At 44.2% G+C, this 24,145-nt stretch carries 25 protein-coding genes and 2 pseudogenes; 7 read left to right on the plus strand and 20 right to left on the minus strand.

All coding sequences use genetic code 11. From position 1 onward, the window contains the following. Positions 1-639: 639 nt before the first annotated feature. Entirely contained in the window at positions 640-888 is a 249-nt protein-coding gene (locus JCM10914_RS32000) for a DUF4181 domain-containing protein (protein WP_081739870.1), read from the plus strand. Between the two features lie 106 nt (positions 889-994). Here the strand turns inward: JCM10914_RS32000 and JCM10914_RS21705 are convergent, their stop codons facing one another. From JCM10914_RS21705 to JCM10914_RS21785, 17 genes and pseudogenes are all read right to left on the minus strand, one after another. Beyond that, the gene (locus JCM10914_RS21705) at positions 995-1,771 is read right to left on the minus strand and encodes a cell wall metabolism sensor histidine kinase WalK (protein WP_231638732.1); all 777 of its coding nucleotides are present in this window, start codon (positions 1,769-1,771) and stop codon (positions 995-997) included. 47 nt (positions 1,772-1,818) lie between these two features. Beyond that, positions 1,819-2,073 (minus strand): hypothetical protein, encoded by a 255-nt coding sequence (locus tag JCM10914_RS29370; RefSeq protein ID WP_052019893.1) that lies wholly within the window; start codon positions 2,071-2,073, stop codon positions 1,819-1,821. Further along, on the minus strand, positions 2,060-2,749 hold the full coding sequence (locus tag JCM10914_RS21715) for a response regulator (protein ID WP_023964700.1): 690 nt from the start codon (positions 2,747-2,749) through the stop codon (positions 2,060-2,062). Before JCM10914_RS21715 ends, JCM10914_RS29370 begins: the two co-directional genes overlap by 14 nt. A gap of 21 nt (positions 2,750-2,770) precedes the next feature. Continuing rightward, positions 2,771-3,349, minus strand: coding sequence for a peroxiredoxin (locus JCM10914_RS21720; RefSeq protein ID WP_023964702.1), 579 nt, complete (start codon positions 3,347-3,349; stop codon positions 2,771-2,773). A gap of 21 nt (positions 3,350-3,370) precedes the next feature. Further along, the gene (locus JCM10914_RS21725) at positions 3,371-4,084 is read right to left on the minus strand and encodes a cytochrome c biogenesis CcdA family protein (RefSeq protein WP_023964704.1); all 714 of its coding nucleotides are present in this window, start codon (positions 4,082-4,084) and stop codon (positions 3,371-3,373) included. A 74-nt stretch (positions 4,085-4,158) separates the two neighbouring features. Continuing rightward, positions 4,159-4,830, minus strand: coding sequence for a hypothetical protein (locus tag JCM10914_RS21730; RefSeq protein ID WP_023964706.1), 672 nt, complete (start codon positions 4,828-4,830; stop codon positions 4,159-4,161). A 264-nt stretch (positions 4,831-5,094) separates the two neighbouring features. Then, positions 5,095-5,724 carry a GNAT family N-acetyltransferase gene (locus JCM10914_RS21735; RefSeq protein WP_023964708.1) on the minus strand — a complete coding sequence of 210 codons (630 nt, stop codon included), beginning with the start codon at positions 5,722-5,724 and terminating at the stop codon, positions 5,095-5,097. A gap of 69 nt (positions 5,725-5,793) precedes the next feature. Further along, positions 5,794-6,318, minus strand: a complete 525-nt coding sequence (locus JCM10914_RS21740) for an AAA family ATPase (RefSeq protein ID WP_036719487.1) — start codon at positions 6,316-6,318, stop codon at positions 5,794-5,796. A gap of 416 nt (positions 6,319-6,734) precedes the next feature. Continuing rightward, a complete protein-coding gene (locus tag JCM10914_RS21745; RefSeq protein WP_036719518.1) occupies positions 6,735-7,454 on the minus strand; it encodes a DUF421 domain-containing protein in 720 nt (239 codons plus the stop codon). 398 nt (positions 7,455-7,852) lie between these two features. Beyond that, positions 7,853-8,935 carry a Gfo/Idh/MocA family protein gene (locus tag JCM10914_RS21750; protein WP_023964712.1) on the minus strand — a complete coding sequence of 361 codons (1,083 nt, stop codon included), beginning with the start codon at positions 8,933-8,935 and terminating at the stop codon, positions 7,853-7,855. A gap of 18 nt (positions 8,936-8,953) precedes the next feature. After that, positions 8,954-9,937 (minus strand): Gfo/Idh/MocA family protein, encoded by a 984-nt coding sequence (locus tag JCM10914_RS21755; RefSeq protein WP_023964713.1) that lies wholly within the window; start codon positions 9,935-9,937, stop codon positions 8,954-8,956. Between the two features lie 40 nt (positions 9,938-9,977). Then, the gene (locus tag JCM10914_RS21760) at positions 9,978-10,766 is read right to left on the minus strand and encodes a phytanoyl-CoA dioxygenase family protein (RefSeq protein WP_023964715.1); all 789 of its coding nucleotides are present in this window, start codon (positions 10,764-10,766) and stop codon (positions 9,978-9,980) included. Positions 10,767-10,823: 57 nt separating this feature from the next. Beyond that, entirely contained in the window at positions 10,824-12,515 is a 1,692-nt protein-coding gene (locus JCM10914_RS21765) for an extracellular solute-binding protein (RefSeq protein ID WP_231638733.1), read from the minus strand. A 59-nt stretch (positions 12,516-12,574) separates the two neighbouring features. Continuing rightward, a pseudogene (locus JCM10914_RS21770) lies at positions 12,575-13,494 on the minus strand (carbohydrate ABC transporter permease). Between the two features lie 36 nt (positions 13,495-13,530). After that, on the minus strand, positions 13,531-14,481 hold the full coding sequence (locus JCM10914_RS21775) for a sugar ABC transporter permease (protein WP_023964722.1): 951 nt from the start codon (positions 14,479-14,481) through the stop codon (positions 13,531-13,533). Positions 14,482-15,061: 580 nt separating this feature from the next. Next, the gene (locus JCM10914_RS21780) at positions 15,062-16,222 is read right to left on the minus strand and encodes a GntR family transcriptional regulator (RefSeq protein ID WP_023964724.1); all 1,161 of its coding nucleotides are present in this window, start codon (positions 16,220-16,222) and stop codon (positions 15,062-15,064) included. An 80-nt stretch (positions 16,223-16,302) separates the two neighbouring features. Further along, positions 16,303-16,662 (minus strand): hypothetical protein, encoded by a 360-nt coding sequence (locus JCM10914_RS21785; RefSeq protein WP_036719491.1) that lies wholly within the window; start codon positions 16,660-16,662, stop codon positions 16,303-16,305. Positions 16,663-17,013: 351 nt separating this feature from the next. Here JCM10914_RS21785 and JCM10914_RS21790 point away from each other — a divergent pair, with 351 nt between their 5' ends. The 6 genes and pseudogenes from JCM10914_RS21790 to ssuD all read left to right on the plus strand — a co-directional run bounded on the left by JCM10914_RS21790 (position 17,014) and on the right by ssuD (position 21,781). Continuing rightward, positions 17,014-17,574 (plus strand): TetR/AcrR family transcriptional regulator, encoded by a 561-nt coding sequence (locus JCM10914_RS21790; RefSeq protein ID WP_023964726.1) that lies wholly within the window; start codon positions 17,014-17,016, stop codon positions 17,572-17,574. 251 nt (positions 17,575-17,825) lie between these two features. Further along, the gene (locus JCM10914_RS21795; protein WP_023964728.1) at positions 17,826-18,632 is read left to right on the plus strand and encodes an ABC transporter permease subunit; all 807 of its coding nucleotides are present in this window, start codon (positions 17,826-17,828) and stop codon (positions 18,630-18,632) included. A 24-nt stretch (positions 18,633-18,656) separates the two neighbouring features. After that, positions 18,657-19,742: an aliphatic sulfonate ABC transporter substrate-binding protein gene (locus JCM10914_RS21800; protein ID WP_023964730.1), complete on the plus strand. Its 1,086-nt coding sequence runs from the start codon at positions 18,657-18,659 to the stop codon at positions 19,740-19,742. A gap of 40 nt (positions 19,743-19,782) precedes the next feature. After that, positions 19,783-20,277, plus strand: a complete 495-nt coding sequence (locus JCM10914_RS30825; protein ID WP_231638734.1) for an ATP-binding cassette domain-containing protein — start codon at positions 19,783-19,785, stop codon at positions 20,275-20,277. Between the two features lie 97 nt (positions 20,278-20,374). After that, positions 20,375-20,626, plus strand: coding sequence for a ribonucleotide reductase of class III (locus JCM10914_RS30830; RefSeq protein ID WP_023964731.1), 252 nt, complete (start codon positions 20,375-20,377; stop codon positions 20,624-20,626). 29 nt (positions 20,627-20,655) lie between these two features. Beyond that, positions 20,656-21,781: pseudogene (gene ssuD, locus JCM10914_RS21810) on the plus strand (FMNH2-dependent alkanesulfonate monooxygenase). Positions 21,782-21,973: 192 nt separating this feature from the next. Here ssuD and JCM10914_RS21815 read toward each other — a convergent pair. The 3 genes from JCM10914_RS21815 to JCM10914_RS21825 form a co-directional block, all read right to left on the minus strand. Next, positions 21,974-22,867 (minus strand): alpha/beta fold hydrolase, encoded by an 894-nt coding sequence (locus JCM10914_RS21815; RefSeq protein WP_023964737.1) that lies wholly within the window; start codon positions 22,865-22,867, stop codon positions 21,974-21,976. Positions 22,868-22,885: 18 nt separating this feature from the next. Then, the gene (locus JCM10914_RS21820; protein WP_231638735.1) at positions 22,886-23,236 is read right to left on the minus strand and encodes a DUF1330 domain-containing protein; all 351 of its coding nucleotides are present in this window, start codon (positions 23,234-23,236) and stop codon (positions 22,886-22,888) included. A gap of 107 nt (positions 23,237-23,343) precedes the next feature. Continuing rightward, positions 23,344-23,955 carry a DUF2239 family protein gene (locus JCM10914_RS21825; protein WP_023964741.1) on the minus strand — a complete coding sequence of 204 codons (612 nt, stop codon included), beginning with the start codon at positions 23,953-23,955 and terminating at the stop codon, positions 23,344-23,346. Positions 23,956-24,145 lie beyond the last annotated feature (190 nt).

Here is a 24,145-nt window from a genome sequence, read left to right on the forward strand (position 1 = left end):
TCCCTCTTGTATCCACCCCCTTCAATGGGACAGCCAGCTCTATTATGCATGGTATAAAGCACGCCTCTTTACGCTACTTTTCAACCATTCTATCAACTTATATATGATCATATGAGCATATATGTATCAATAATAACCTGTCTAATATTTCATATCATGACTCGAAATCCTGCGAATGGACTATTTATATAGGACTATCGATTCAGCAGATCTATATAGATGGCTTTTATTGTCGCTATTACTATATCGGTTAGGAGTACCCATTTTTTATATTTTTGAAGAAAAATTATTGATTTCTATAAAATTTCCAACCCTTACTTTAAAATGATACGTAGAGGAACAGGCGATCTTCGCTATGTCATCATTTGAGCTGTCTCCGCTCTGAAGTAATTCGGATGTCTCCATACTAGCTTCCTTTCAAGACCGAAGACGTTGTTCAGGGTATTTTTGATCGCTAAATTCAGCTGAATAAATTCCATCTAGAATAGACTGACTATCCTGCCTGTTAGCTTAAAGAATTAGCAATGAAATTCAGTCAGAAATTTATCTAATCGGTAATCGAAGCAAGTTCTTGTCCTTGACTCGGAACAAGAACTTGAACCGATAAAACAAAAAAGCCGCTAAATTAGCGACTTTGAAATGTATTTATGGACGTATATTACTGTATCACTGATTTTGCTAGTTCCAGTTTTTATCACATTCTGGATTTTAAACCGTAGTCAGCCTCAACCATTACTAGCTTTTCTGCTCGCTTTGCCGTTTTTCTATCGAGGTTATATGGAACGGAAGTATATCAAAGAAACAAAAAGACATAAAGCTTCATTTATATCAGCATTTATACTACTGTTCATCTCAATTATCTTCTTAGTACTTATGCTGTTATTGTAAAAAGAACGGACTGTCAAATGACAGACTGTTTTTTTCGTCTCATTCAAGTCGCCTAGCTTTTTTTAAAAATGTCTTCTACAAAGGATATAGTTCAATAATATTGGTTTTATTTTTCTAAAGGTACGGTAAACCAAAAGGAGTGCTCATTCCCTTTTGACCGCAATCCTGCTTTTCCACCCTGCTGCTCAATAATTTCCTTCACTAAAGATAAGCCTAATCCTGATCCTCCTGAATCCCTACTGCGGGATGAATCTACCCGATAGAATCTCTCGAATATTAGAGATTCATGTTCTTCAGGAATCGGCTGGCCTAAATTCTTGACGATTACTTGGTAGTTTGACTCCTTCTGCTTCCCTGTAATCTCAACCCATCCACCCTCGTCATATTGCAGTACATTGGTCAGAAGATTGTGAAGCACCTGTTTTAGCCCATCTTCATCTCCTACTACTTTCGCTGCTTCAGTCTTGAGATCAATAATGACCCCTCTATTCTTGAACTCCAACGAAAAGTGATCCACACAGGAATCAATCAGCTTTTCTATAGAGAGTACGTTCATCTTATTCTCATTGGAAATCTTCTTTCCTTGCCACACATTTAATTGGTGTAACTGCTCAACTAAACGGGTAATGCGTATCGATTCTTCGTGAATGGAGTCGAATAGCTCTTTATTGCCAGGAATAACCCCTGTGCTTAAAGCTTCCAAATATCCGTTTATATTCGTTAATGGTGTCCGCAGTTCATGTGAGATATCAGACAGCATTTTTTTTCTTAAATCCTCTACCAGTTTCAATTTCTGGCTCAATTGATTAAAGTCAGCCGTCAACAGACCAATTTCATCGTGAACACGAATCGATAAGGGGTTTGGCATTTCTCCTTGAGCCATTTGTCGCGTTGCATGACCCAATTCTTTGAGAGGAAGAATCAACTTTCTCACAAAAAGTAGTGGATGAACGCTGCAATCAACACAGCCGTCAGACTTGCTTTAATTAAAAAAGTCTGCATCGTTTGATCGAAAATGGCGCTTTCTTCTATAGTCACAGACGGGGAATTAGCAAACAACAGACAAGCATAGTCTTTTACCGAAACTCCTGCGAGCCAAATGGCAATACCAATGACCGCGACATTGATCAGTGTGAACTTCCACATGATGTTGATTCGTAATGGATTATTTTTAAAAAGCAACAAAGCGATACCCCATTCCTCGAATAGTTTCGATTAGTTCGTTGTCCCCATCCCACATCAGTTTTTCTCTTAATCTACCTATATGAACATCGATCGACCTTTCTGTTACTGCCTTTTCGTTATTGGGATACAGTTCATCAATGATCTGTTCCCTGGTTAGAATTTGATTGGGATGCACCATTAGAAAATACAGAAGACGGAACTCGTGCTGTGTGAGTTGAAGATTCTCCCCTTTATAGTGTACTTCACCCCGTAACGGTTTGATGGTTACTCCGCGGTACGTAAGTTTGCTACACCGCTGGCCCGTCCTCCGCAAGATGGATTCTACCCTTGCAACCAATTCACCCGGACTAAACGGTTTCGTTACATAATCATCCGCTCCCGATTTTAATCCTTCGATCCGGTTATGTTCCTCTACTTTAGCTGTTAACATAATAATAGGAATTTCTTCTTTCATATCTGCTCGAATACTCCTACAGACTTCTTCACCACTTATTTTCGGAAGCATTAAATCCAGAATAACAAGGCAAGGGTCATATTTTTTAAAGGCATCTAGAGCTTCTTCCCCATCCCCAGCCTCATATACTTCATACCCTTCCTTTTCCAGGTACAAGACGATCAGCTTTCGAATTTTCACATCATCTTCTACTACTAAAATTCCGGCTCCCGCTACTGTCATTCCAACTACCTCCAAATTTACTTAGCGTATTTCTTTAACTAGTTTTTCCATCATTTCATAATTCATTGGACCTGTAACTTTTTGCTGAATAATGCCCTGCGAATCAATGATATAGCTTGTAGGAAGAGCATACACTTGGTATATTTCACCTATTTTATTTTGCTTATCCAATAAAACGGGGAATGTAATCCCGAATTCATCTAAAAACTCGGGAATTCTATCTACACTTTTCTCTGAAGTTGTCATATTTATAGCAATTATTGTGGTATTTTCGCCTTTATACTTATCATAAAATTTTTGCATATCCGGCATTTCTGCTCTACACGGCGGACACCAGGTTGCCCACATATTGACGATTACCTTCTGTCCTCTGAAATCAGAAAGCTTAGAACTTTTACCATCCAGACTATTTAACTCAAAGTCTGGTGCAATGTTCCCTTGGTTAATACCAATACTCAGTGAGGAGTCATCTATTCCCTCCATTGCTTGTTCGCTACTAGCCAAGCTTGCTTGACGTTCATCATTTTTCTTACTTGTATCGTAAATTCCCCACCCAACCAAACCGAGCAAGATAACAATGACGATAATATTTTTTTTCATAGGAAAGATCATCCTCTCTTATTAGAGCATTGGCGCAAAGGAAGCGAGCCATGCACTTAACTTTTGCAATTGGCCCGAAAATAAGAGTAAGCCCATCGCGATCAAAATCCATCCGTTCAGCAGAGCCAAACTCGGTAACCATTTATTTATTTTTCTCATGATACCCTTAGATTTCGTAATCAAGATTGATATCAATAAAAAAGGAACTCCTAAACCCAACGAATAAAACAACAATAAAAAGATTCCATTGTACATCGTTTCAGAAGATCCGGCCAACAGCAAAATTGAAGATAAAGCCAGACCGACGCAAGGTGTCCAACCCGTTCCAAAAGCAACTCCCACGACAAATGAATTCCACCCGCTTCCGTTCTTTGGAGCTTTGGTTTCCCGCTGCTTTTGAAACATGAGAACACGAAGATTTAAAATTCCTGCAATCTGTAGACCAAATATAATAATGAGTAGTCCACTAATCTTTTCAAGCAACCCTCGATTCGCAGCGAAAATTTGTCCAATCATACTCGCGGAAGCACCCATAAGCAGGAAAACCACAGTAAAGCCAAGTATAAAGAGAGTGGAACGAATCATCAGTGTTCTATTTGAAACACTTGTTTTTTCCCCACCCCCATAAGAGCCTGTAAGATTAGCAAGATAAGCAGGCAAAAGCGGAAAAATACAGGGTGAAAAAAAGGATAGCGCCCCTGCCGCTAAAGCAAATAAAATTGAAACATTGTCCATTTGTAGTTCCTCCAGCAAAGTATTCCTAACAACCATAACGCAGGATTGTTAAGATTCATTAAAGCTCTCTTTTTTTATAAAGTTGTGAATAGCCAAACAACATAGAGCAACAGCCAAAAAAAAACTAGCTGCTCACCCGATAAACCTAAGTACACTACTTCAGAAAAGCTTTTAAAAAAGTAACTTAAAATCTGTCCGATGCTAAACCAAAGAATAAGTTGATTGATTTCTTGCGGCTTTTCAAAGCCCTCTTTTCTGCTGTACATCCAAACCAATAGTACGATGGCTAAAACAATTTGACTGAGGCCATACTGAAATGATGATGTTGTCGGATTGTTAAAGATGAGCTGAAACATAGAGTAGATTATCATATAAGATAATAAGCCTACCGCCAATACAGCCGCGTACACCCAATAGGTAATTCTACGCTTACTACTTTGAATAAATAGGAAGATAAGAACTACAATCGCCGATAGCAAGACCCCACGCTCACCCCCGGTAAAATAAAGAATGTAGTACGGATTATTCAAAACAGTGACGGGATTAAAAATAATCACACTAAACTTCCAAATCAATAATGCCCATAAAAGTACATTCGTTATATCATTTAGAATAGGCTTGCTTAAATCGCCCTTACCCTTCAACCAATATTTCATGGTTACATGCGCTGCCAGTACAGAAAAGATTATTGCAATCCAATGGTATTTAACAATGAGCGGTCCCCAAACGACAGCCTCTTGCATCATGTTTCCTCCTCCTTTTATTATTACTTTATTGCCTAATTGTTAAGATTCGTTTAACTAGAATAAACCTACTACTAGGCATCTGGCCTATCAGTAGGGCTCGCATGACGGATCTACAAATAGGACAAGAACTTAGGTACTCAAATCAAAAAAAGCCGCATTTTATGCAGCTTTCATAGTTTATATGTTCTTGTCATTGGACATTCATAGTATTTTCGTATCTGACCGACTTTGGACTGCTATATTTGATGAAATTGTTGATTTAACTTATTTAGAATGATTCAGTGAGTTCAGCGATTTCTCCATGTGAATGACTTTTTTGAAACCGGATTTCTCTGTAAACAGACCGGTATGTTCTTCTTTAAACACTTCAAAACCAAGTCTTTCGTACAGTTTTTTCGCTTGCGGATTAGTGTCAACGACCTCCAGCACCATTTTACTGCGGTTCGCCTGTCGTGCCCAGATAAAAGCTGCTTCAAATAATCGGGTCCCGATCCCTAATCCTCTTGCATTGCTGGAAACGACGACCGGATCGATATGGACCGCGTCCTTGGGAATATTTCCATGGAACAAACGATATATGCCGTAGGCCGTGTAGCGCCACATTCCACCAATCACACCGAACGACGACTTGAGTGTTTTGTAATGGAGTGAAGCAAAGAACCCATCGCCTTTTTCTAGCCCGATAAACCCCAGTACCTTTCCTCCCATCACAGCGTACAGACCATTTTCATATCGCAGGCTACGCCTCAGTACTGTTACAGCTTCACTCTCGCTACCGGCAAACATCCATAGTGACTGAAGTTTTAAAGGAAATGCCTGATAATACAGTGTGGCAACTTCATCCTTCTGTTCCTCATTCAGATAATCAACAATTTCAACCTGCAGCTTTGTCATGAGTTACTCTCCTTTTAGCGCTTGACTAATCAAGCAGTTTTCGCCGGGCTTTCAGCTGCCGCAATATGATTAATCTTCGGACTTACCATACAAACATTTTAGAATCGAATCTGCACATTCTTCAGAAGAATTTATGTGTGTGTTGACAGTACAGTCGTACTGTATATCTTTTGCCATCATTTTGTTTTGCCAGTCTGATTGATCTTCAGTTCTATCTCCACGTTCAATATTTCTTTGGCGACAAATATCCAAAGGACAAAACACTTCAACCATATAAAAGGGATACTCAGCAAATAGGTCCTTAACCTTTTCATAATGTGGTTTTAACTCAGGTCTTTCTACCAAGATGCCATCGATAAGCACATTTTTACCATGATCAGAAAATAGTTTGGTGGTATGATACATCATTATAATTGCATCACTCAAATATTTCCAATAATCTTCTTGAAGATAGTTATCGCCAATTGTATTTTCAAAAAGATCGTTTGCAACCACATAAAAAAACTCATCCGATTTCAACTGAATAGCGTCTACTATAGATGTTTTTCCTGAACTGGTTACTCCGTTCAAGAATACGATTTTTCCTTTGCTCATCTCTAATTCCCCTATTCGTTCAAGTTAAATACAGTTTAACAGTTTCAACGAATAAACAGGATTGAGAAAACAATTATAGTTGAACTATGCTGCCTATTAGAGTAATGAACAGAAGCAGCTGTCAACCGGCAAACTGCTCCATCTGTTCTCCACAAAGGTTTCTCCTTAGTTTAGCGACAATAGACTACAACTTCATTCGACATACCCCAACCTCATGTTTGAGTACTGCTTCCGAAGTTCGTCAAAATGATCCATTGGGATCGATGCGGAAATGAAAAAAGTCGTTGGAAGTGTATAACGGACATGGTTCACCTGACTCATAAAAAAATACCCTAGACCCACCTGCTCTGCGCAATAAAGAACATTAATAATGAAAGTGCAAAAGCCCGTCTCCATACTGGAAACGGGCTACATTCTTAATTATACGATTTCTCTTTTGGTACTGAATAGACTGTGACGTTTTCGTTCTCGGTGACGGTCGCCAATATCACATCGTGGATGTTTTTATGAATGGGTGCTATTTTTATTTTAAGCCAATCAAGATCTTTGCCAATTTCTTGAAGAAGGTTCATATCAATTTTTCCATCTACGATGATCGGCCTTGAGATCGTAAACGGTTGGGTTGCTAATTTCATAACTGCCGGTGTAAGCGGTTGGTATTGGGTGTCCATGAAAACGGATATGGTTCCGCCCGGTTCCCATACCGCAAGGGATACTTTTTGTATATCTTCTACTTTTTCTTTTCTAAGCTCAGAAAATAAAAAATCAATTGAGATTCTTGCCTTAGATAAGTTTTGAAATTGGATGAGTCCATTTTTAACCAGTGTAATTGGTGATGGATCCAGATATCGTTTGAAAAACGGCCACTTCAAACTCAACCACGTCGCTGTAACATATAACACAATTAAAACGATGGTTGTGATCATAGATCCCTTTAAACCCAATCTCTCATCCGAGAGCGGGTGAGCTATAATATTGCCGAGGGTTAGAGCAATAATGAAATCGAGCAACCTTAAATGAGAAATGGAACGCTGTCCCATTAGTTTAGTTACAAGAAGTAAAAAAACAAAGCTGACGATAGCTCTCAGAATCCATTCAATGCTTGTCAACGATTCTTTACTTACGAAAAAATCCAATCCAGTCAGCCCTTTCCCCAACATCCGAAGTATTAAATAAGTTCCCCTCTAATTCCATTCTCTATTCCTGTAAAACAACCATTTCCATCAGACTTTATCGACTTTGAAAACAATTTACAGTGGGCCAAGTTTTCTTCAATAATCGGGCACTTTAATGGATAAGCAATGCAATAAAAGCCTAATTTCTCAATTTTAATACTGAGAAATTAGGCTTTTTATATTGGTATTTTCGTGTCTAAAAAGAATATCTTTTTCTCCTGTTCCACTCCATCACATTAGCCAATACGACCTCAAATCCTCCGTCAGGAAACATATGTTTCAGGATAGGACCTTGTTTTGAACTACATTCTGATAAAAAGCGGACTCAAATTCCACTATCAGATGAATGATTATTGTGCTTATTCCTGATCAAAATAAACGGTTTTTCCTGTATCCGCGGATATATACACCGCTTCTAATATTTGTGAAACAATCATAGCTTCCCTCGGTTTAACCAAGGGTTCGGTATCGTTCACGATACTGTGAATCCATTGTTTGGCTTCATACTCGAAATCGGTCATTTCTTCTCCCCTGAATCGTTCTCTTGCATTCGGATTCACATCGATTTTATTCAGGAACAAGCTCCCGTCTCGCTCGCCATTGATCCGCAGTTCATTTTTGGCAAAATCCGCGCCTCCCTTTGTTCCGCAAAGTAGGTTGCCGCCACCTTCCGCAATGTTAAGAGCCCAACTGGTTTCAATGATGACCGTAGCTCCATTTTTAAATTTCACATACCCGAACGCCGAATCTTCTACCTCGAATTCGTTTGGATCCCATGATCCCCATTCGTTCGCGGCATTTTCGGTATGCTTCAGTTTATGGAAGACACTACCGACGACACTCTCCGGTTCATAGTTATCCATAAGCCATAGGATCAGATCCAGGGAGTGGGTTCCAATATCGATCATAGGACCGCCGCCCTGTTTCTCTTTATCCAGAAACACGCCCCATGTAGGTACGCCTCTTCTTCGGGTAGCGACAGCTTTTGCCAAGTAGATATCTCCAAGTTCTCCATCGGCGATCATCTTTTTTAACAGTTGGCTCTTGGCGTTGGAACGATTCTGGTACCCGACGGTGAGCTTCTTGCCTGTTCGCAAGTGGGCTTCGTACATCGCTTTGGCCTCCGCACCTGTGACAGCCATTGGTTTTTCGCACATGACATGTTTGCCACTTTCAAGAGCATCAATGGAAATCGTCGCGTGCGAGCTGTTCGGTGTTAGCACATGTACGACCTCAATATCTTCCATGGCAAGCAGATCCTTATAATTGGTAAACACCTTTGCGTCAGGCGTGCCGTATTTTTCCGCGGCTTCCTCGGCCCTTTCCGGCTTCAAGTCGCAGAAGGCCACCATCTGTACATTGTCGAGCTTGGATAAACACGGCATATGTTTGCCGCCCGCAATCATTCCACAACCGATGATTCCTACTTTTACGGTCCTCATCGAATTCCCTCCCCCGCGTTATTTGAACTCTACTGTTCGGTTTTCCTTATGAGCGATGTATGCCGCTTCCAATAGCTCGGTCAATTTCGTCCCCTCTTCCAGTCCGAAAGGCATCGGCTTGTCATGAAGCAATGCATCTGCCCATTGGATGATCGGAAGCGGCTGCTCTTTAGGGAGTTGAGCAGGTGAGATCCATCCGGAGAAAGGGGAATCGAGTTTCTTCGAGATGACTTTAACGGTATCATCTGAGATCATCAAGGTGCCCTCCGTTCCGTAAATCTCTAAGGCGGAAGGGGTTCTGTACGTAACCAGGCTTGTTTCGACCAGTGCGACCGCATTGTTGACGAACTCAATAGAGCACTGCGCATTATCTTCGACGGCCCGATTGGTGAAATAATGAAACATGGAGGTGATTCTTTTGGGCTTACCGAGCAGCATACTTGCGATGTACATCGGATGACAGCCCAAATCCATCATGGCTCCGCCCCCTGTTTGCTTCTCATCATACCAGTATTCGGGGAGCCAATTATTCAAAGCACCGTCGTGTCCGTTACGAATGCGCAAAAGTGTAACGTTTCCTAATACTTGGTCATCGATCAGTTGTTTAGCGAACAATTGATGCGGTCTTGTAAGAGCAGGAAATGAAATGCAGAACTTGACGCCTGCTTTGCGTACCGCTGCAGAAATAAGGTCGCATTCTTCTACGGTAAGCGCCATGGCTTTCTCGGTAAAGATGTGTTTGCCGGCCTCAGCGGCAGCTACCATGACGTCTGCGTGCATGCTTGTAGGCGCATCAACCACGACGCCATCGATGTCTTCCCGTTGCAAAAGAGTGTCCAAATCCGCTTCAAAATTCGTTCCCAATTGGGCAGCCCATTCGCTTCCGCGTTCAGGCTGTTCGTCCCAGACTGCCGTGAGTTTGACGTTACCGTGAGATTGTAACCTTCTCGCGTAATCATCTGCATGCACATGCCACTTACTTAACATCGCAACGTTCAACATGTGTTTCCCCTCCGTAATCGTTTATATTTTTCACAAGATTTTAGTTTTCTTCAAAAGGAGGTGGCGTATAATTTGCTCCGAATGGCGCATCAGGTCTTGAAAAATCCCCCATTAAAGCTCTCCGCAGAGGCGTAGTTCTTTGCATAAAATCAACATTGTTGCGGAAACGGTCCGAGGGATTTACCCACGGAGGGCTATAGATGTAATGCATGGTATAGCGGTCGTAATCCCAGTTGTGTTCGTGTGCCCGATGCCATACTGCGTTGTGAAACACCAGGACTGATCCTGCAGGCGCGCATACCACATCGCTTATCGGCGTATCCGATTTTGCGTTCCGGATCGAATCCGGTAAAGGAACGAAACTGCGGTGACTGCCTGGAATGAACTCCATATTCCCCATGCCCGGTTCTTCTTGATCGGTCAATAAAAATGAAGCTCGGAGCTGTATAAGGGGAATGGGGTACCCCAGATTCTTAAAATCGAAGGCGCTTGATCCGTCTTGATGCCAGCCTCCCATACCTCCCCTTGCCGGCTGCTTCGTGTTCCACCCGGACTGCATAATGAATCGATCGCCAAGTAAACCTCTTATCTTCGGTAAAACCGCCGGATGATCCATTAAGTTTTCAAGCGCGTGTTCAGACTCATACCCTCTGCCGACTTGACCCCAACCGACGGTACCTGCCGCTTCATGAAGTCGTGTTGACGCCTGCAAGCACTCATTGATCTCCTCTTTCAACAGCACATTTGGAATGACGAAGTAACCCCACGATTCGAACATAAACTTATCGAGTTCAGTGAATTCGCCTGCTGAAACGATCGGGTTTAACATGTGTCGTCCCCTCCCTTTCATATTTAAAAGAAGACTGACCTAATGTTCATGAAACATCTAGAATCCTACATCATCTCTTTCTGCAGCTTTTTGAGCCACGAACTCCGCCATTTCTTCCACGCCGGCAGCTCTAAATTTTTCTTGAACATTATGAAGCATAGTTAGCGCTTCTTCATCTGACGCCGCAAAAAAAGCTCTCTTAAATTCCTCATCGAAATTCAAACTGCTGGTTTTATCTATATATTCCTGATATTTGGGCCACTCTCTTGCGAGATAGCTGGCGCTTACTTTGTCTATGATTTTGATAGGCATTTTTTCCGAGAAACGTTCCTCCAACTTTTGCCACTCCGTTTTTTGATCTTCGGGCGTAGGCCAAGTGACATCAGAGGAGAATGCCCCGATGAACCTGCCTGGAAGATAATTAAGCCCTGCATCTCGTTTCAGATCCGGGTTCTCATCGAATTGTTTTTTCACATCAGGAATCCATTGAGGTACCCCGTTTTCCATGGTGTAGTTCGTTCCTTCGATCCCGAAATACGCAAGCAATCGACCTTCCTCGCTGTTGACATAATCAATGTACCGCAATGCCGCATCCGGATCTTTGATGTTAGCGCTTAAGAAAAGGGCAGGGAAACCGGAACGGCCGGGTTTTTCTACTTGTGTTCGAATGTCTCCGCTCTTATTCTTCATGGGTCCGAGTAGTTCATATTGCATTTCCGGATTCGTCTTATAAAGCGTTTTTTGTAAATCAACTAACATTGGTTGGGCTCCGAATACGGCAAGCTTGCCCGTAGTCAGCTTTTCATTCGCTGTAGTACTCGTATTGTTAAAGGCCTCAAGATCAAACAAACCTTCCGTTAATAACTTTCTCATGTATAACAATCTAGCTTCATGATCCTTAGATTGCGTCCAGTGGATCAGATTTCCATCCACTTCACGGAAGTCCGAAATCGTGTAATCCGTCCACCCGGCAAGGAATTGGCCGTAATCCCATCCGTTCCACATGGTTCCGGCCGGGATGACCGGCTTCCCGCCAATATCCTTGAAACCGCCATCTCTTATCTTGACCAATAGATCCACTAGTTCTTCTTGCGTATCAATATCCTCCGCTTTTACATTTAAAGCTTTCAGGATATCGCCCCTAGCAAAAAGGCCGTAATTCCAATTATGAATGCTCTCAGGGGTTCCGTCCGGGGTCTCCGTAGGAATGAGATAAGTCTTGCCTTCAAATTCGGGACTATTGAGATCGAACTCGGCAAAATCCTTCGCAATCCCGGTAGTCACCAGTCTTTTAATATTCGGGTATTTATCGAGATAAGGGGTCAAATCCAGAAGCTGTCCCTCCATGGCCGCCTTCTTGATGACCTGCCCTTCTCCTCCTGTAGTAGACCAGAAAGGTGCGTTAACAATATCCGGCACCGTACCGGAAGCAAATATGGTGTTTAGTTTTTCTACTTCGCTTGTTGTGATGGATTCCAGGTTTAACGTTACCCCGGTTTTCTCCCTAATTTTTTGGGCTACGGGATTATTCTTCTGGTCCTGCGGAAAACCGGCTCCGCCACCATTCCAAGCACTAAGGAAAGTCAAGGTTACCGGCTTCATTTCTTCAGCACCTGACTCATTCGGACCTGTGCCAACCGTGCCAGTTCCCTCTTCTCCGCCAGTTCCCGTGCATGCCGTCATGGTGACTAAAAGCAGTAAAGCGATTAGTGTCACGCCAAGAACACTCCTACGCCTGTTCTTCCTCATACTACAATCCCCTTCCACTGGAAGTTTTTTTATATAAAAGGCATAGCCCTTTATACCAACTACTCCTTAAGAGAACCTACCAGTACGCCTTTCACAAAATATTTCTGAAGAAATGGATACACACAGATGATCGGGGTCGTGATAATAATGACGAAAGTCATTCTCAAGGCTTCCGGCGTTACTCCTCGCAGCTCCATCTGAGTCTCGGTCATATTTTGAATTGCGGATCCGCTATTTCCCGACGACGACGTCATCGACTGGAAAGACGCTTCGCTGATCATCTTATTAAGAAACGTAGCGGCAGGCTGCAGTTTTTCATTCTGTATGAAAAACTGACCGGTAAACCAGTCATTCCACACACCCACCCCGACAAACAAGGCAATGGTAGCAAGCACCGGCATCGATAGAGGGAGTATGATTCTTGCAAATACCGACAACTCGCTTGCCCCGTCGATTCGGGCCGATTCCGACAGACCTTCAGGGATCCCGTCGAAGAAGGTTTTCATGATAATCGCATTGAAAAAACTATATAGGGACGGTAACACCAACACCCAAAACGTATCCAGGATGTGTAATTGCCGGAACAGGATAAAAGTTGGAATAAGTCCTCCGCTGAACAGCGTGGTAAAGAAAAAGAAGAATACGATATATTTTCTTCCCGGCAAACCCTTCCGCGAAAGTGCGTAGCTAGTAAGGCCGTCAAAAATACGGAGCCAACCGTAACCACAAGGGTTCGGGTAATGGAAATATAAAACGAATTTAAGATCAAAGAGTTGCTAAACGCTTTCGCATAGTTTTCTAAAGTAAACACTCTAGGAAAAAAATAGATTCCACCCTTCATCGCATCGTAGCCGTCATTGAAGGAAAGGGCTAGAAAATAGATAAATGGATACAGTGCCGTAGCGCAGAATAGAAACAGCACCGAATAGTTAAGCGTCATATACATTTTATCTGCTACCGTCAGCCTTCTCGCATCCATACACACACCTCCTCGTCTTCAGTGCTAGCTTTTTTATTACCATAACGATACGTCACTCACGCGTCTGGATATATTATTTACAGCAACAATGAGAAGCAGCGAGATCGCGGACTTGAATAAACCAATGGCCGTGGAATAGGCTAGTTGCCCCTGTTGGAGGCCTGTTTTTAAGACATAAGTGTCCAATATCTCCGAGACGCTTAATGTTGCTGGGGACTGCATCAACCAGATTTGGTCAAAACCCGCGTTCAGTATTCCGCTGAGGGAGAAAATAAGCAATATAGCGATCGTTGGAGTAAGACATGGTAGCGTGATCTTAAATAGTTTGCTCCATCGACCTGCCCCGTCCATATCCGCAGCTTCATACAAGTGCGGATCGATATTCGTTAACGCGGCTAAATAAATGATCGAACCCCAGCCTACACCTTTCCAGATGTCGGATATGAGGACCAATGGATAGAATAGTTCCGGCTTTCCCATAAAAAAGATCGGATCCAAACCCATTTGGTACCGAATGTCATTGATAAGCCCTACGTTTGGAGACAGGATTTTTTGAAGCAAAGTAACGACAACGACCCACGACACGAAGTGCGGCAGATAGGAAATCGTTTGAAACACTCTTTTGATTTTTTTGTGCATGACGGCATTGAGCATTAAGGCTAGGATCAATGGAGCTGGAAATCCGAAAATAAGTTTGAGGGCACTAATGGATAACGTATTTCGGAGTACATCGTAAAAACTGGAATCGTTTAAAAACTGTTCGAAATATTTAAAGCCCGCCCACGGACTCCCCAATATCCCCAGATTGAATTTATAATCTTTGAACGCGATTATAATGCCGTACATCGGATAGTAAGCAAATACCAGAAACCAGATGATAGCAGGGAGTAGAAATAAGTATATATGCCTGAAATACCATATTCTAGTTAATTTTTTATTCTTTTTTAATTTCTCAAATCCAGGAATAACAACACCTTTTGGTACCACTCTCCTAACACCTCCTACATCTTCGTCGTATCAGATTTCATAGAGCAGTCAATCTAAGGGACTTCGATTATGATGTTCTGGTGGTCAAGGTTCAGGAACAAATCCATACCCGATAGCTTATGAATAGAGACAATTTTAAGGCATATCGTGACTGGCTCCCCCCTCCTTCTTTGCAAGCGGTTTCAATTCTGTATTTTAAATATATTCAATATGGTGTTGAAATAATTCCTTAATTTCCTCATTTGGATAAAAAGTAACCTTCAGATCGAAGAAAAGGTCTTTAAGGTTATAAATAATGGGTTTAGCGCCCCTTCTCCCGTCCTTCTTTTCGGGTGTTTTTATTCTTTAATAGCAATACATTATATTCAATATATACTTATGAAATGGATTGAAGAACTCTGATGGATTTCTTTATTGATTTGGGGACTTATTATGGTGGGGAATTTCATGAGAAGAGAAAATTGAAGTTGACCTAATAGAAGAGTCCGGGCAGCCATCCCTTCCATTGTCAGGTTCGAATAGAAGGCGCGCCGGACTCGTTATTAGGTTACATATATATCAGGAGAAGCGGGTACTGGTATCATGAAGTGGCTAAAACGTTTTTCCCCGTCGTCTCGCCAATTACTAATTCCGGCTCCACTAGGGTTTTAAAGTATTTTCCGTCTTGCCCGTCATCACTATTAATGACCTCAAGCAGCTTGTAAGCCGCGCGGTAGCCCATGTCTCGTTCAAACTGTTTAACATGTGTGAAAGTGCTGTATCCTTCAATTATTGAAGTCGGATCGTCAAAACTGATGATGGATATGTCCTCTGGCACCTTCAATCCGGCTTGACGCGCAATCTGATAGATTTTCACTCCAAGACTTCCGTTTAGCGTAATATAGGCCGTTGCCATTCGATTTTGGATATAGCGGTACAGTGGATGTGTTTCAGCCTGCTCAAGACTCCCGATTTCAAAACCGGTTACGATGTGGGCAGGGTTAATGAGTGATCCCTTTTCCTTGAAGGCATTCATATACCCATCGATCCGCTCTTGAACGGTAACGGTTTGTATGGGCGAGTCGGAGCATATGGCGATTTCACGATGCCCCAGCTCCCACAGGTAATTTACAGCCATGTTAACGCCAAGCCTACCGTCCGATGCGATATAATGAGTTTCCACCCCTGGAAGGTAACGGTCGATGAGAACGAACGGAAATCCCGCAAATTTCATGCTTAATATTTCCTCGTTGAATAATTCCTCGTCAACCGGGAAAATCAGTAACCCTTCAACTCCGATTTTGATACATGTCTGGATAGCCTCTTTTTCCTTATCAAGGCTGCCCTCAGATAAATAGATAACGCAGCGGTAATCGTTCTCATTTAGGGCTTGCTGAATACCTTGTATAAGTCTAATGGTAAAATAGTCATAAATGCTGGGCATAATTAGACCGATCAACCGCGTCCGCATTTCTTCGCTAGTTTTATTGATCTGCTTTACGGCACTTTTAGGAGATGTCGTCGGAATTTCATATTCAGGATTGCTTACAAAAGTCCCCTTTCCAGGTACCCTCGTTATGATTCTTTCGTTTACCAAACCGGACAGGGCATTAACGACCGTAATCTTGCTTACTCCGAATCGCTCCATGAGTTCCTTTTCCGTAGGTATACGGTCTCCAACCTTCAATACTTGCGACGTTATCAAGTCGCGTATATACTCTTGAACCATCTGATACAAAGGTATTCTTTCCATTGAGTTCATTCGAATCACCACATTTCAATCAATATGTTCAATATATAAATTACGAAAGATGCAATCGTTTTATTCCATGTCATTTGATATTATTCTTGTTTTTTCTCGTAGTAATAACCTCTTATTGTTAACTGTTTTGTATCTTTGGTCACTTTACTAAGATCTTCACTAACAACTTCCTCTGGTGGAAATTGTTTGGGGAAAGGTGCATAATAAAATTCTCCATGTTTAGTTACTACACTTCCTACCGGTTCCGTTCGAGCTCTTCTATCGTATTCAATTTGCCAATCTTCTAATGCTTCTTTTTCATTTGGAGGAGTGGTGTCATTAATAGTCGAGTCTACAACTTGCTTAGTATCTATTGGTTCTCTAATTATAAAAAATGCGCCTATTAATACAAGACAACATGATGTAATGATTATAGATATTCTTAAACGCTTCTTATTCATGATCATCAACCCTTCTATAATGTTATTAATTGTAGAACATAGCATTAATATATCCATTGCTAGAAATAGGATATTATTCCGAATTAACAACCATTACTTGGTATGTACCAGGAGGTACTCGCCTTATCTTTCCTACAGATAATTACCTTTACATTCCATAAAAGTATTGTATTATCCTGCCTGTTAGTTAAATGAAATTGCATGTAAACCCAGCTAGATACTTTTCTAATCGGTAATCGGTACAAGTTCTTGTCCTTGGCTTATAATACCCCACTTATCACATCGGTTTTATATAAAAAAAGATTGACTGCTTGACCGTCCGGACAGTATAGTATTGCTGGAGGTGTTGCCATGAATCGGAATTCGAAACGCGACGCCATACTGAAGGTAACCTGCCAATTGGTTAGGGAAATGGGCGCTTCCCACCTTACATTGGACGCGGTTGCCAGAGAAGCAGGCGTTAGCAAAGGCGGGCTTCTATACCATTTTCCTACCAAGGAAAGCCTTATCCAGGCAGCCCTAGAAGACTTTTTGGACCGATTCGATTCGGACACCGTCGCAGAAACAACAAGCAGTACCACGCTTCATAACGGTTGGGCACAAGCCTATCTAAAAAAGACATTCGAGATCAGCAAAGACGATCTGGAGATGAGCTTTGGGATACTAGCTGCCGCCTCCAGCAATCCTGATTTACTCGAACCGATGCGGCAGCGCTACCTCGCGTGGCACAGCCGCATGATAGCCGAATGTGAGGATCCGATTGAAGCGACCATAGCCCGACTTGCCGCAGACGGTATATTCTTTTGCGAACTCTTTGGATTTGCTCCGTTAGATAACCAACTGCGCGCGGATACGCTCTCTTATCTGTTGAACAAGGTAGAGCGCAAGCAACCATTACGAACAGACACCTAAGCCTCTATGTTTCTAAACAACCACAAAGGAGTTATCGTTCCCCTCCACCTGACATCAGGAGAGACAATCGCGAGCCGTTGGCCGATCAAAAGGCCGAGCGTTTCGATAGGATGCTCTCTTTTTTTGTTGTCTTTTTACCGAGTTCCTTCTCGGTCACAAGTCAAATCGACTCCCATCTGAACGTTTCAGCACGGCCCCACTTCAATTCTCGGCATACTAAACATTTTCAAAAAAGGATGTGAGCCTTATCGATGGCTAATGTTCAACGATCGACGTCAAGCCGCTTCGATCTCAGGAATGGAATCTATTTAGCCGTCTCCGCCATATCAGTAGGACTTGTCCTGCTTACGTGGTGGATCGCGAGCAGCAATGAATGGGTTAATCCCTTGTTCTTGCCTTCTCCCGGCGACGTGGGTTCTGCCTTCGTAACCATCGCCCGGGAAGGATACAAAGGGACCAGCTTGCTTGCGCATATCGGCGCCAGCATGCAGCGCATAGCCGTCGCCCTAATGCTTGTCTTTCTCACGGCAGTTCCGCTCGGTATCCTTTGCGGAAGAATCCGGCTACTAAGAGCGATCTTCGACCCGTTCATTGAGTTTTACCGCCCTCTTCCACCGTTGGCCTATTATTCCCTGCTCGTGCTTTGGTTCGGAATCCAAGACACGTCCAAAATCATTCTATTGTTCCTGGGCGGCTTCGCGCCTATGTTTATTGCCGCCGTGTACAGCGCGCGCCGCATCCCGATCGATCGAATCAACGGGGCCAAGTCCTTGGGTGCCAACAAGTTGGGGCTATACGCGTACGTCATCTTCCCTTCTTGCCTACCCGATCTGCTTACCGGTTTGCGCACGGCCGTCGGTGTCACGTACGCCACCTTGGTCGCCGCAGAGATGATCGCCGCCGTTTCCGGCATTGGCTGGATGGTACTGGATGCCAGTAAATACTTGCGCAGCGATATTATTTACGCCGTCATAATCCTTATGGGAATGATCGCAATTCTTATCGACACAGCCATCAGGCTGCTCATTCAACGGGTCTCGCCGTGGATTGAACAATAACTAAAGAAAAAGGAGCTCATCCCTATGAATCTGAAATTAGTTACTTTTAGACCGTTTCGTCTAGCGACAACCTTTATGCTGTTAGCCTTCGTGCTGACGGTTGCAGCCTGCAGCCATCCACCTGGTGAGTCGCAAGGCCAAACCAAAGATGCGTCAACCACATCCGATAGCCAATCCAACGAGCTTCCGAAAGAAATCCGGATTGGTTATCAGGTTTCGCCCAACGGGGAACTGGTTGCGAAAGCGCTGGGCCTTGCGGAGAAGAAATTCCCCGACGTCACCGTAACATGGTTAAAGTTCGATTCCGGGCGCGATGTGAATACCGCTATGGCTAGCGGTAGCATTGATTTCGGACTGGTCGGGACCCCTCCAGGCGCCTCGGGCATCGCCCAAGGCTTACCGAACAAGATTTACTACATTCATGATGTCATCGGAGAGAGCGAAGCACTCGTGGTGCAGGACCATTCCGGTATTCAGTCTCTTCAAGATTTGAAAGGCAAGACCATTGCTACTACCTTCGGCTCCACTTCGCATTTCAGCCTGTTGTCGGCTCTTAAACAAGCTGGTACGGATCCGGCCAGCCTCAAAATCATTGACATGCAAGCTCCGGACCTCATAGCTGCCTGGCAGCGTGGCGACATTGACGGCGCATACACCTGGCAGCCTGTGCAATCTAAACTTCTTGCAGATAACGGCGTAGTCGTGATTACCTCCAAGGAAGTCGCCGAAAAAGGCGCATTAACCGGTGAATTCGGCGTTGTTCACAACGACTTTGCCGCAAAATACCCGGGGGTCGTCAGACTTTATATCGAAGTGCTCGATGAAGGGACAAAATATTACCGGGATCATCCGCAAGAAGCAGCCGAAGCTTTATCCAGAGAGCTCGGATTGTCGACTGAGGAAACCCTGAAAGCCATGAATGAAATTACGGTACTTGACGCAGCGGCACAGACGAATGTGCAATATCTGGGGACACCAGATCAACCCGGTCAATTCGCTGCGTTATTAAAACAAACTGCTGATTTCCTCGTGGAGCAGCAGTCGATAAAGAGTGCGCCAGAGCTTGGCGTGTTCGAGGCGGCGCTTCTCAACAATCTGTATACCGAATAACGAAACTTGATATTTAATAACTAGAAAGGCGGAAAGAACCATGAGCGTGGCAAGACAGGCAACGGGCGACATCGACGCGAATTCAACTGAACAAGCGCCATCCCTATTATCCGTTTCGCCGTCTGGTATCTGGCTGACGGACATCTCGCTAACGTATCGCCAAGATCATGACGAAGTCCAGGTCTTGGACCAGATCGAACTCTCCCTTTCGCCGGATGAATTCGTTTGTGTCGTTGGACCTTCAGGATGCGGGAAATCGTCACTGCTCCATATCTTAGCCGGATATTTGAAACCTTCAAGCGGGTCTGTCTCCATTGACGGCGAGGTCCATACTAAACCGACGCCCCAAGTCGGCGTCGTATTCCAGCATGCTAATCTATTCCCATGGTTATCTGTTACCGGTAACGTGGAGTTTGGGCTACGGATGGCCGGATTGTCCAGAAAGGAACGCAAACAGAGAGCGGCAGGTACATCGAGATGGTTGGTCTTGAGGGAGCTTCATCGCGGCTGCCTCATCAGCTTTCCGGAGGCATGAAACAGCGGACGGCATTGGCACGGACATTGGCGACCGAGCTCGAATCGTATTGATGGACGAACCTTTCAGCGCTTTGGACGCGCTTGCCCGGGAGTCAATGCAACAGCATGTGCGCCGAATTTGGCGGCAGACCCGCCGATGCTTTTTCTTCATTACGCACGATGTAGATGAAGCGCTGCTGCTGGGGCGCCGAATCATCGTTATGCAATCGAATCCTGGCAGAATCGTTCAGGATATCAGCAACCCTCTATTTAAAGATTCGGAGATAGAAGGCTTTCAGGAATTGCGCGCTGCCAAGGAGTATGCCGCTTTACGGCACGAACTGGTATCTCTTATCGCGGGCCGCTGAACCACATAAACGAAAGGAGCGAGCATCATATGGAAATGTTTTGGTATTTGCCAACCATGGGGGACGGAAGATATTTGGGGACATCCCGGGGGGCCAAAATAACCGACTTGCACTATTTTCGACAAATCGCCCAAGCGGTAGACCGGCTCGGTTACACCGGCATGCTGGTTCCTACCGGCCATGCATGCGAGGACGGTTGGATCGTAGCTTCTGCACTCATTCAGCTACCGAGAGATTGAAATTTCTCGTTGCCGTACGCCCTGGAGGCATCTCGGTAAGCATTGCCGCCAGAATGGCGGCATCCTTCGATCGGCTTTCCTCTGGCAGGCTGCTTATTAATGTCGTTGCGGGCGGCGATCCGGTAGAAATGAGAGGCGACGGAATCTTCCTTTCGCATGGCGAACGCTATGAAGTAACGGATGAATTTCTCGAAGTATGGAATAAGCTCATGACCGGCGAGAGCGTCACTTTCCAGGGCAAGCATATTCAAGTGGAAGGCGCCAAGCTGCAATATGGCCCATTTAGCCGCCAATCTCCTCCACTGTTTATCGGTGCTTCTTCGGAAGCCGGACACGATGTCGCCGCCAAGCATATCGATACCTACTTGACCTGGGCCGAGACGCCCGCCATGGTATCTGAGAAGATTGCAGACGTAAGAGAGCGTGCAAGGCAACGTGGAGGAGTATCAAAGTGGGTTTGCGCGTTCAAGTCATCGTTCGGGAAACATCAGAGGAAGCATGGGATGCAGCCCATAAGCTTATTTCACATGTCACCGAGGATGATGTTAATGAGGCGCAGTCGTTGCTGCATCGTTTCGATTCCGTGGGACAGCGCCGTATGAGCCAGCTTGTGCACCAACATCGGAATGATCTTGAAATCAGTCCCAATCTATGGGCGGGTATTGGGCAAGTCAGGGGCGGTGTCGGTACGGCACTGGTCGGCAGCGCGGATGAAGTGGCAGAGCGTTTGCAGGAATACGCAGACCTTGGGATAGATACCTTCATCTTATCGGGTTACCCGCATCTGGAAGAAGCGTATCGAATTGCCGAACTCCTGTTTCCGAGACTTCCGGTTACCTATTCTGCACCGCCCGAGGAAACGAAATGGGTAGCGATGGGTGAGCTTCTTGCCGAAAATCGAAAACCCAAGCCGTAAGCATGGCCTGATCAAGCGCAGAATCCAATGAATTCGTTCTTCCTTGGTAACCACTCTCGGTGCCAACTTTTAATCCTAGAGCATGCAAAGGGTGACTTCCCAAATCGAAGTCACCCTTTTGGGGTTGTTTTTAGGTTACGACTCCAATAATGAATTCTTATCCTTGTCCTGCGATAATGTCGTATTTTTAAATTATCCAGTGCGCCGGGCTGTCCGTTCGATTCCATTAACAATGGTTTCAAACAGTTGCGGTGGCAGATCATGTCCCATGCCTTCAAGCAACATGAACTCTGCACCAGCGATGGCTTGTGCCGTGTCTTTGCCACATGCGGGGACAAACATCGGGTCATCCGTTCCATGAATAATTAATGCTGGAACGTTTACTTTGGCCAGATGCGGACGACGGTCGCCAGAAACGGCAATTGCTGCGATTTGTCGCCCAACACTGCCCGGGTCATAAGCTCGCTGAACTTCCTCTCGAATGAGCGAACGATACTCATTCGCTTCGAACGGATAGCCGGTACCGGCAATGCGTTTGGCAAAAGCTAGGCTATGCGCCAAATACCCTGCCTCATCCTCCATCGGATTCGGTGCTGGTCGAGTCATCAATGCCATAACTTCTGGGGATGTTGGTGGGAGGTCCGGATTTCCTGTTGTCGACATGATGGAAGTAAGGGACAGAACCCGTTCCGGGTATCTGCTGGCTGCAAGCTGGGCAATCATACCGCCCATCGAGCGTCCAACGAAATGTGCCTTTTTTACCCCTAGGGCATCGAGCAGTCCGATCGCATCGTCAGACATATCATGAAGTGTATATGGAATATCCGGGCGCTGTCCCGCCATAAGTGTTTTTGCGAGCGCTTCGAAATCTAACGTAGCGTGATGACTAAAGTGTGTGGATAGACCAGTATCACGATTGTCAAAGCGAATAACTCTAAATCCTCGAGCGGCCAACATCTCACAAAATGGAACTGTCCAACGGATCATTTGGGTTCCAAGCCCGGCTATCAGGAGAATGGTTTCTTCAGTTTCGTTGCCATAGCTGTCATAGGCGAGATCAATACCGTTTACTCTCAGAATATTCATTGTTGTCTTCTCCTTCATTTAAGTGACATTAGTAAGCTCTGTTATGGGGAGCAGGCGAGAATCTTCAATGGCAGCAGTCCGATGTCCAATCCCTGCCAAGTACGCTGTATGATCCGAAAAAGCAAGAAACGACTGCATGCTGCTTTGACGAATCAACATGACAAAATCCCAACTTTCGTCTTCGGGACCAATCAGATATTCCCCACCATTGCCCATAAAAACGATCTCCCCCTCACTTTCATGTAAAAATGGGAGTGTGTGTTTAATGTATCGGTCGAAAGCTTCCGCCCCACTGATCGGTTCATCAGGGGCTAGTTCAGGGTGAGATGTGTAGTCTGCGATATCACGAAAACGCAGCAGATTTAACATGAATATACACCCCTCAATGTTTCGGCGTACAAATTTCATGCCATTGTTTTGAGTCGGTTCAATGTAACGAATCATTTTAGTCAAGCTCATAACATTCCTTTCAATAATTAGGTCTCTTCCTTTATGAATACATTCTCGGCTAATGTTTTGATATGGTCTCTGATATCGGGTGCCCAATCGTCAATCAATTGGTAAAAACGATCCTGATTTCCAGCATACAATGCTCTCAAGGCCTCTTCGTGCTGAGGGAAATCGCCCGCCATTGCCGTCATAAAATGATAACTTGCTTCTTGTGCCGCGCGAACCTTACTCTCATTTTTCCCAGAACGACGAGCTTCATCGACCAGTTTTCGCAAAGTTACAGAGGCTCCTCCAGGTTGAGATTTAAGCCAATCCCAATGTCGAGGAAGCAAAGTAACCTCACCAGATACCACCCCCAGCTTGGGGCGCCCAACCCGCCTTGTTGGTTGTTTGCTTTCTTCCGTGGCTGGTGCATGGCCAGCGTGATTACTTAACCGTTGAAGTACCTCAGCTGTTTTTCCACGAAAATCAATATCGATTGGTTTTCCGGTCAAATCGTTAAAAATAAGCAGTTGGGCGATTTCCTTATCATCCAGGGTATCCTTTACGATAGCAACAACGTACTGCAATGTCCCTTTGGCAATACGCTCTCCCCCTACAAAGGCAGTACAGTTTATTTGAGTTAGTTCAGTCTGCATTTTATACCTCCTTCTTTAGAGCTCTTGTTCAATAATTATACCCGGGTAAAAATAAAAGATCAATATCACCCGGGTATAATTATATATCTTGTGAATTTGGCGCACCATTTCTAGAGAATCATCGGTACTTTTTTGTTCATATCGGTTACCAGTCCAATTGAGGTGTTTCTTAATACTACTTATTTTAGAT

This window comes from Paenibacillus sp. JCM 10914, assembly GCF_001315105.1.
GTDB lineage: Bacteria > Bacillota > Bacilli > Paenibacillales > Paenibacillaceae > Paenibacillus_AQ.

What these genes read in the sequence shown, in the direction of transcription:
- JCM10914_RS32000 (WP_081739870.1), top strand. Translation starts at nt 640, where the DNA reads ATGTATTTATGGACGTATATTACTGTATCACTGATTTTGCTAGTTCCA.
- JCM10914_RS21705 (WP_231638732.1), bottom strand. Translation starts at nt 1,771, where the DNA reads ATGGCTCAAGGAGAAATGCCAAACCCCTTATCGATTCGTGTTCACGAT.
- JCM10914_RS21715 (WP_023964700.1), bottom strand. Translation starts at nt 2,749, where the DNA reads ATGACAGTAGCGGGAGCCGGAATTTTAGTAGTAGAAGATGATGTGAAA.
- JCM10914_RS21720 (WP_023964702.1), bottom strand. Translation starts at nt 3,349, where the DNA reads ATGAAAAAAAATATTATCGTCATTGTTATCTTGCTCGGTTTGGTTGGG.
- JCM10914_RS21725 (WP_023964704.1), bottom strand. Translation starts at nt 4,084, where the DNA reads ATGGACAATGTTTCAATTTTATTTGCTTTAGCGGCAGGGGCGCTATCC.
- JCM10914_RS21730 (WP_023964706.1), bottom strand. Translation starts at nt 4,830, where the DNA reads ATGATGCAAGAGGCTGTCGTTTGGGGACCGCTCATTGTTAAATACCAT.
- JCM10914_RS21735 (WP_023964708.1), bottom strand. Translation starts at nt 5,724, where the DNA reads ATGACAAAGCTGCAGGTTGAAATTGTTGATTATCTGAATGAGGAACAG.
- JCM10914_RS21740 (WP_036719487.1), bottom strand. Translation starts at nt 6,318, where the DNA reads ATGAGCAAAGGAAAAATCGTATTCTTGAACGGAGTAACCAGTTCAGGA.
- JCM10914_RS21750 (WP_023964712.1), bottom strand. Translation starts at nt 8,935, where the DNA reads ATGAGGACCGTAAAAGTAGGAATCATCGGTTGTGGAATGATTGCGGGC.
- JCM10914_RS21755 (WP_023964713.1), bottom strand. Translation starts at nt 9,937, where the DNA reads ATGTTGAACGTTGCGATGTTAAGTAAGTGGCATGTGCATGCAGATGAT.
- JCM10914_RS21760 (WP_023964715.1), bottom strand. Translation starts at nt 10,766, where the DNA reads ATGTTAAACCCGATCGTTTCAGCAGGCGAATTCACTGAACTCGATAAG.
- JCM10914_RS21765 (WP_231638733.1), bottom strand. Translation starts at nt 12,515, where the DNA reads ATGAGGAAGAACAGGCGTAGGAGTGTTCTTGGCGTGACACTAATCGCT.
- JCM10914_RS21780 (WP_023964724.1), bottom strand. Translation starts at nt 16,222, where the DNA reads ATGAACTCAATGGAAAGAATACCTTTGTATCAGATGGTTCAAGAGTAT.
- JCM10914_RS21785 (WP_036719491.1), bottom strand. Translation starts at nt 16,662, where the DNA reads ATGAATAAGAAGCGTTTAAGAATATCTATAATCATTACATCATGTTGT.
- JCM10914_RS21790 (WP_023964726.1), top strand. Translation starts at nt 17,014, where the DNA reads ATGAATCGGAATTCGAAACGCGACGCCATACTGAAGGTAACCTGCCAA.
- JCM10914_RS21795 (WP_023964728.1), top strand. Translation starts at nt 17,826, where the DNA reads ATGGCTAATGTTCAACGATCGACGTCAAGCCGCTTCGATCTCAGGAAT.
- JCM10914_RS21800 (WP_023964730.1), top strand. Translation starts at nt 18,657, where the DNA reads ATGAATCTGAAATTAGTTACTTTTAGACCGTTTCGTCTAGCGACAACC.
- JCM10914_RS30825 (WP_231638734.1), top strand. Translation starts at nt 19,783, where the DNA reads ATGAGCGTGGCAAGACAGGCAACGGGCGACATCGACGCGAATTCAACT.
- JCM10914_RS30830 (WP_023964731.1), top strand. Translation starts at nt 20,375, where the DNA reads ATGCAACAGCATGTGCGCCGAATTTGGCGGCAGACCCGCCGATGCTTT.
- JCM10914_RS21815 (WP_023964737.1), bottom strand. Translation starts at nt 22,867, where the DNA reads ATGAATATTCTGAGAGTAAACGGTATTGATCTCGCCTATGACAGCTAT.
- JCM10914_RS21820 (WP_231638735.1), bottom strand. Translation starts at nt 23,236, where the DNA reads ATGTTAAATCTGCTGCGTTTTCGTGATATCGCAGACTACACATCTCAC.
- JCM10914_RS21825 (WP_023964741.1), bottom strand. Translation starts at nt 23,955, where the DNA reads ATGCAGACTGAACTAACTCAAATAAACTGTACTGCCTTTGTAGGGGGA.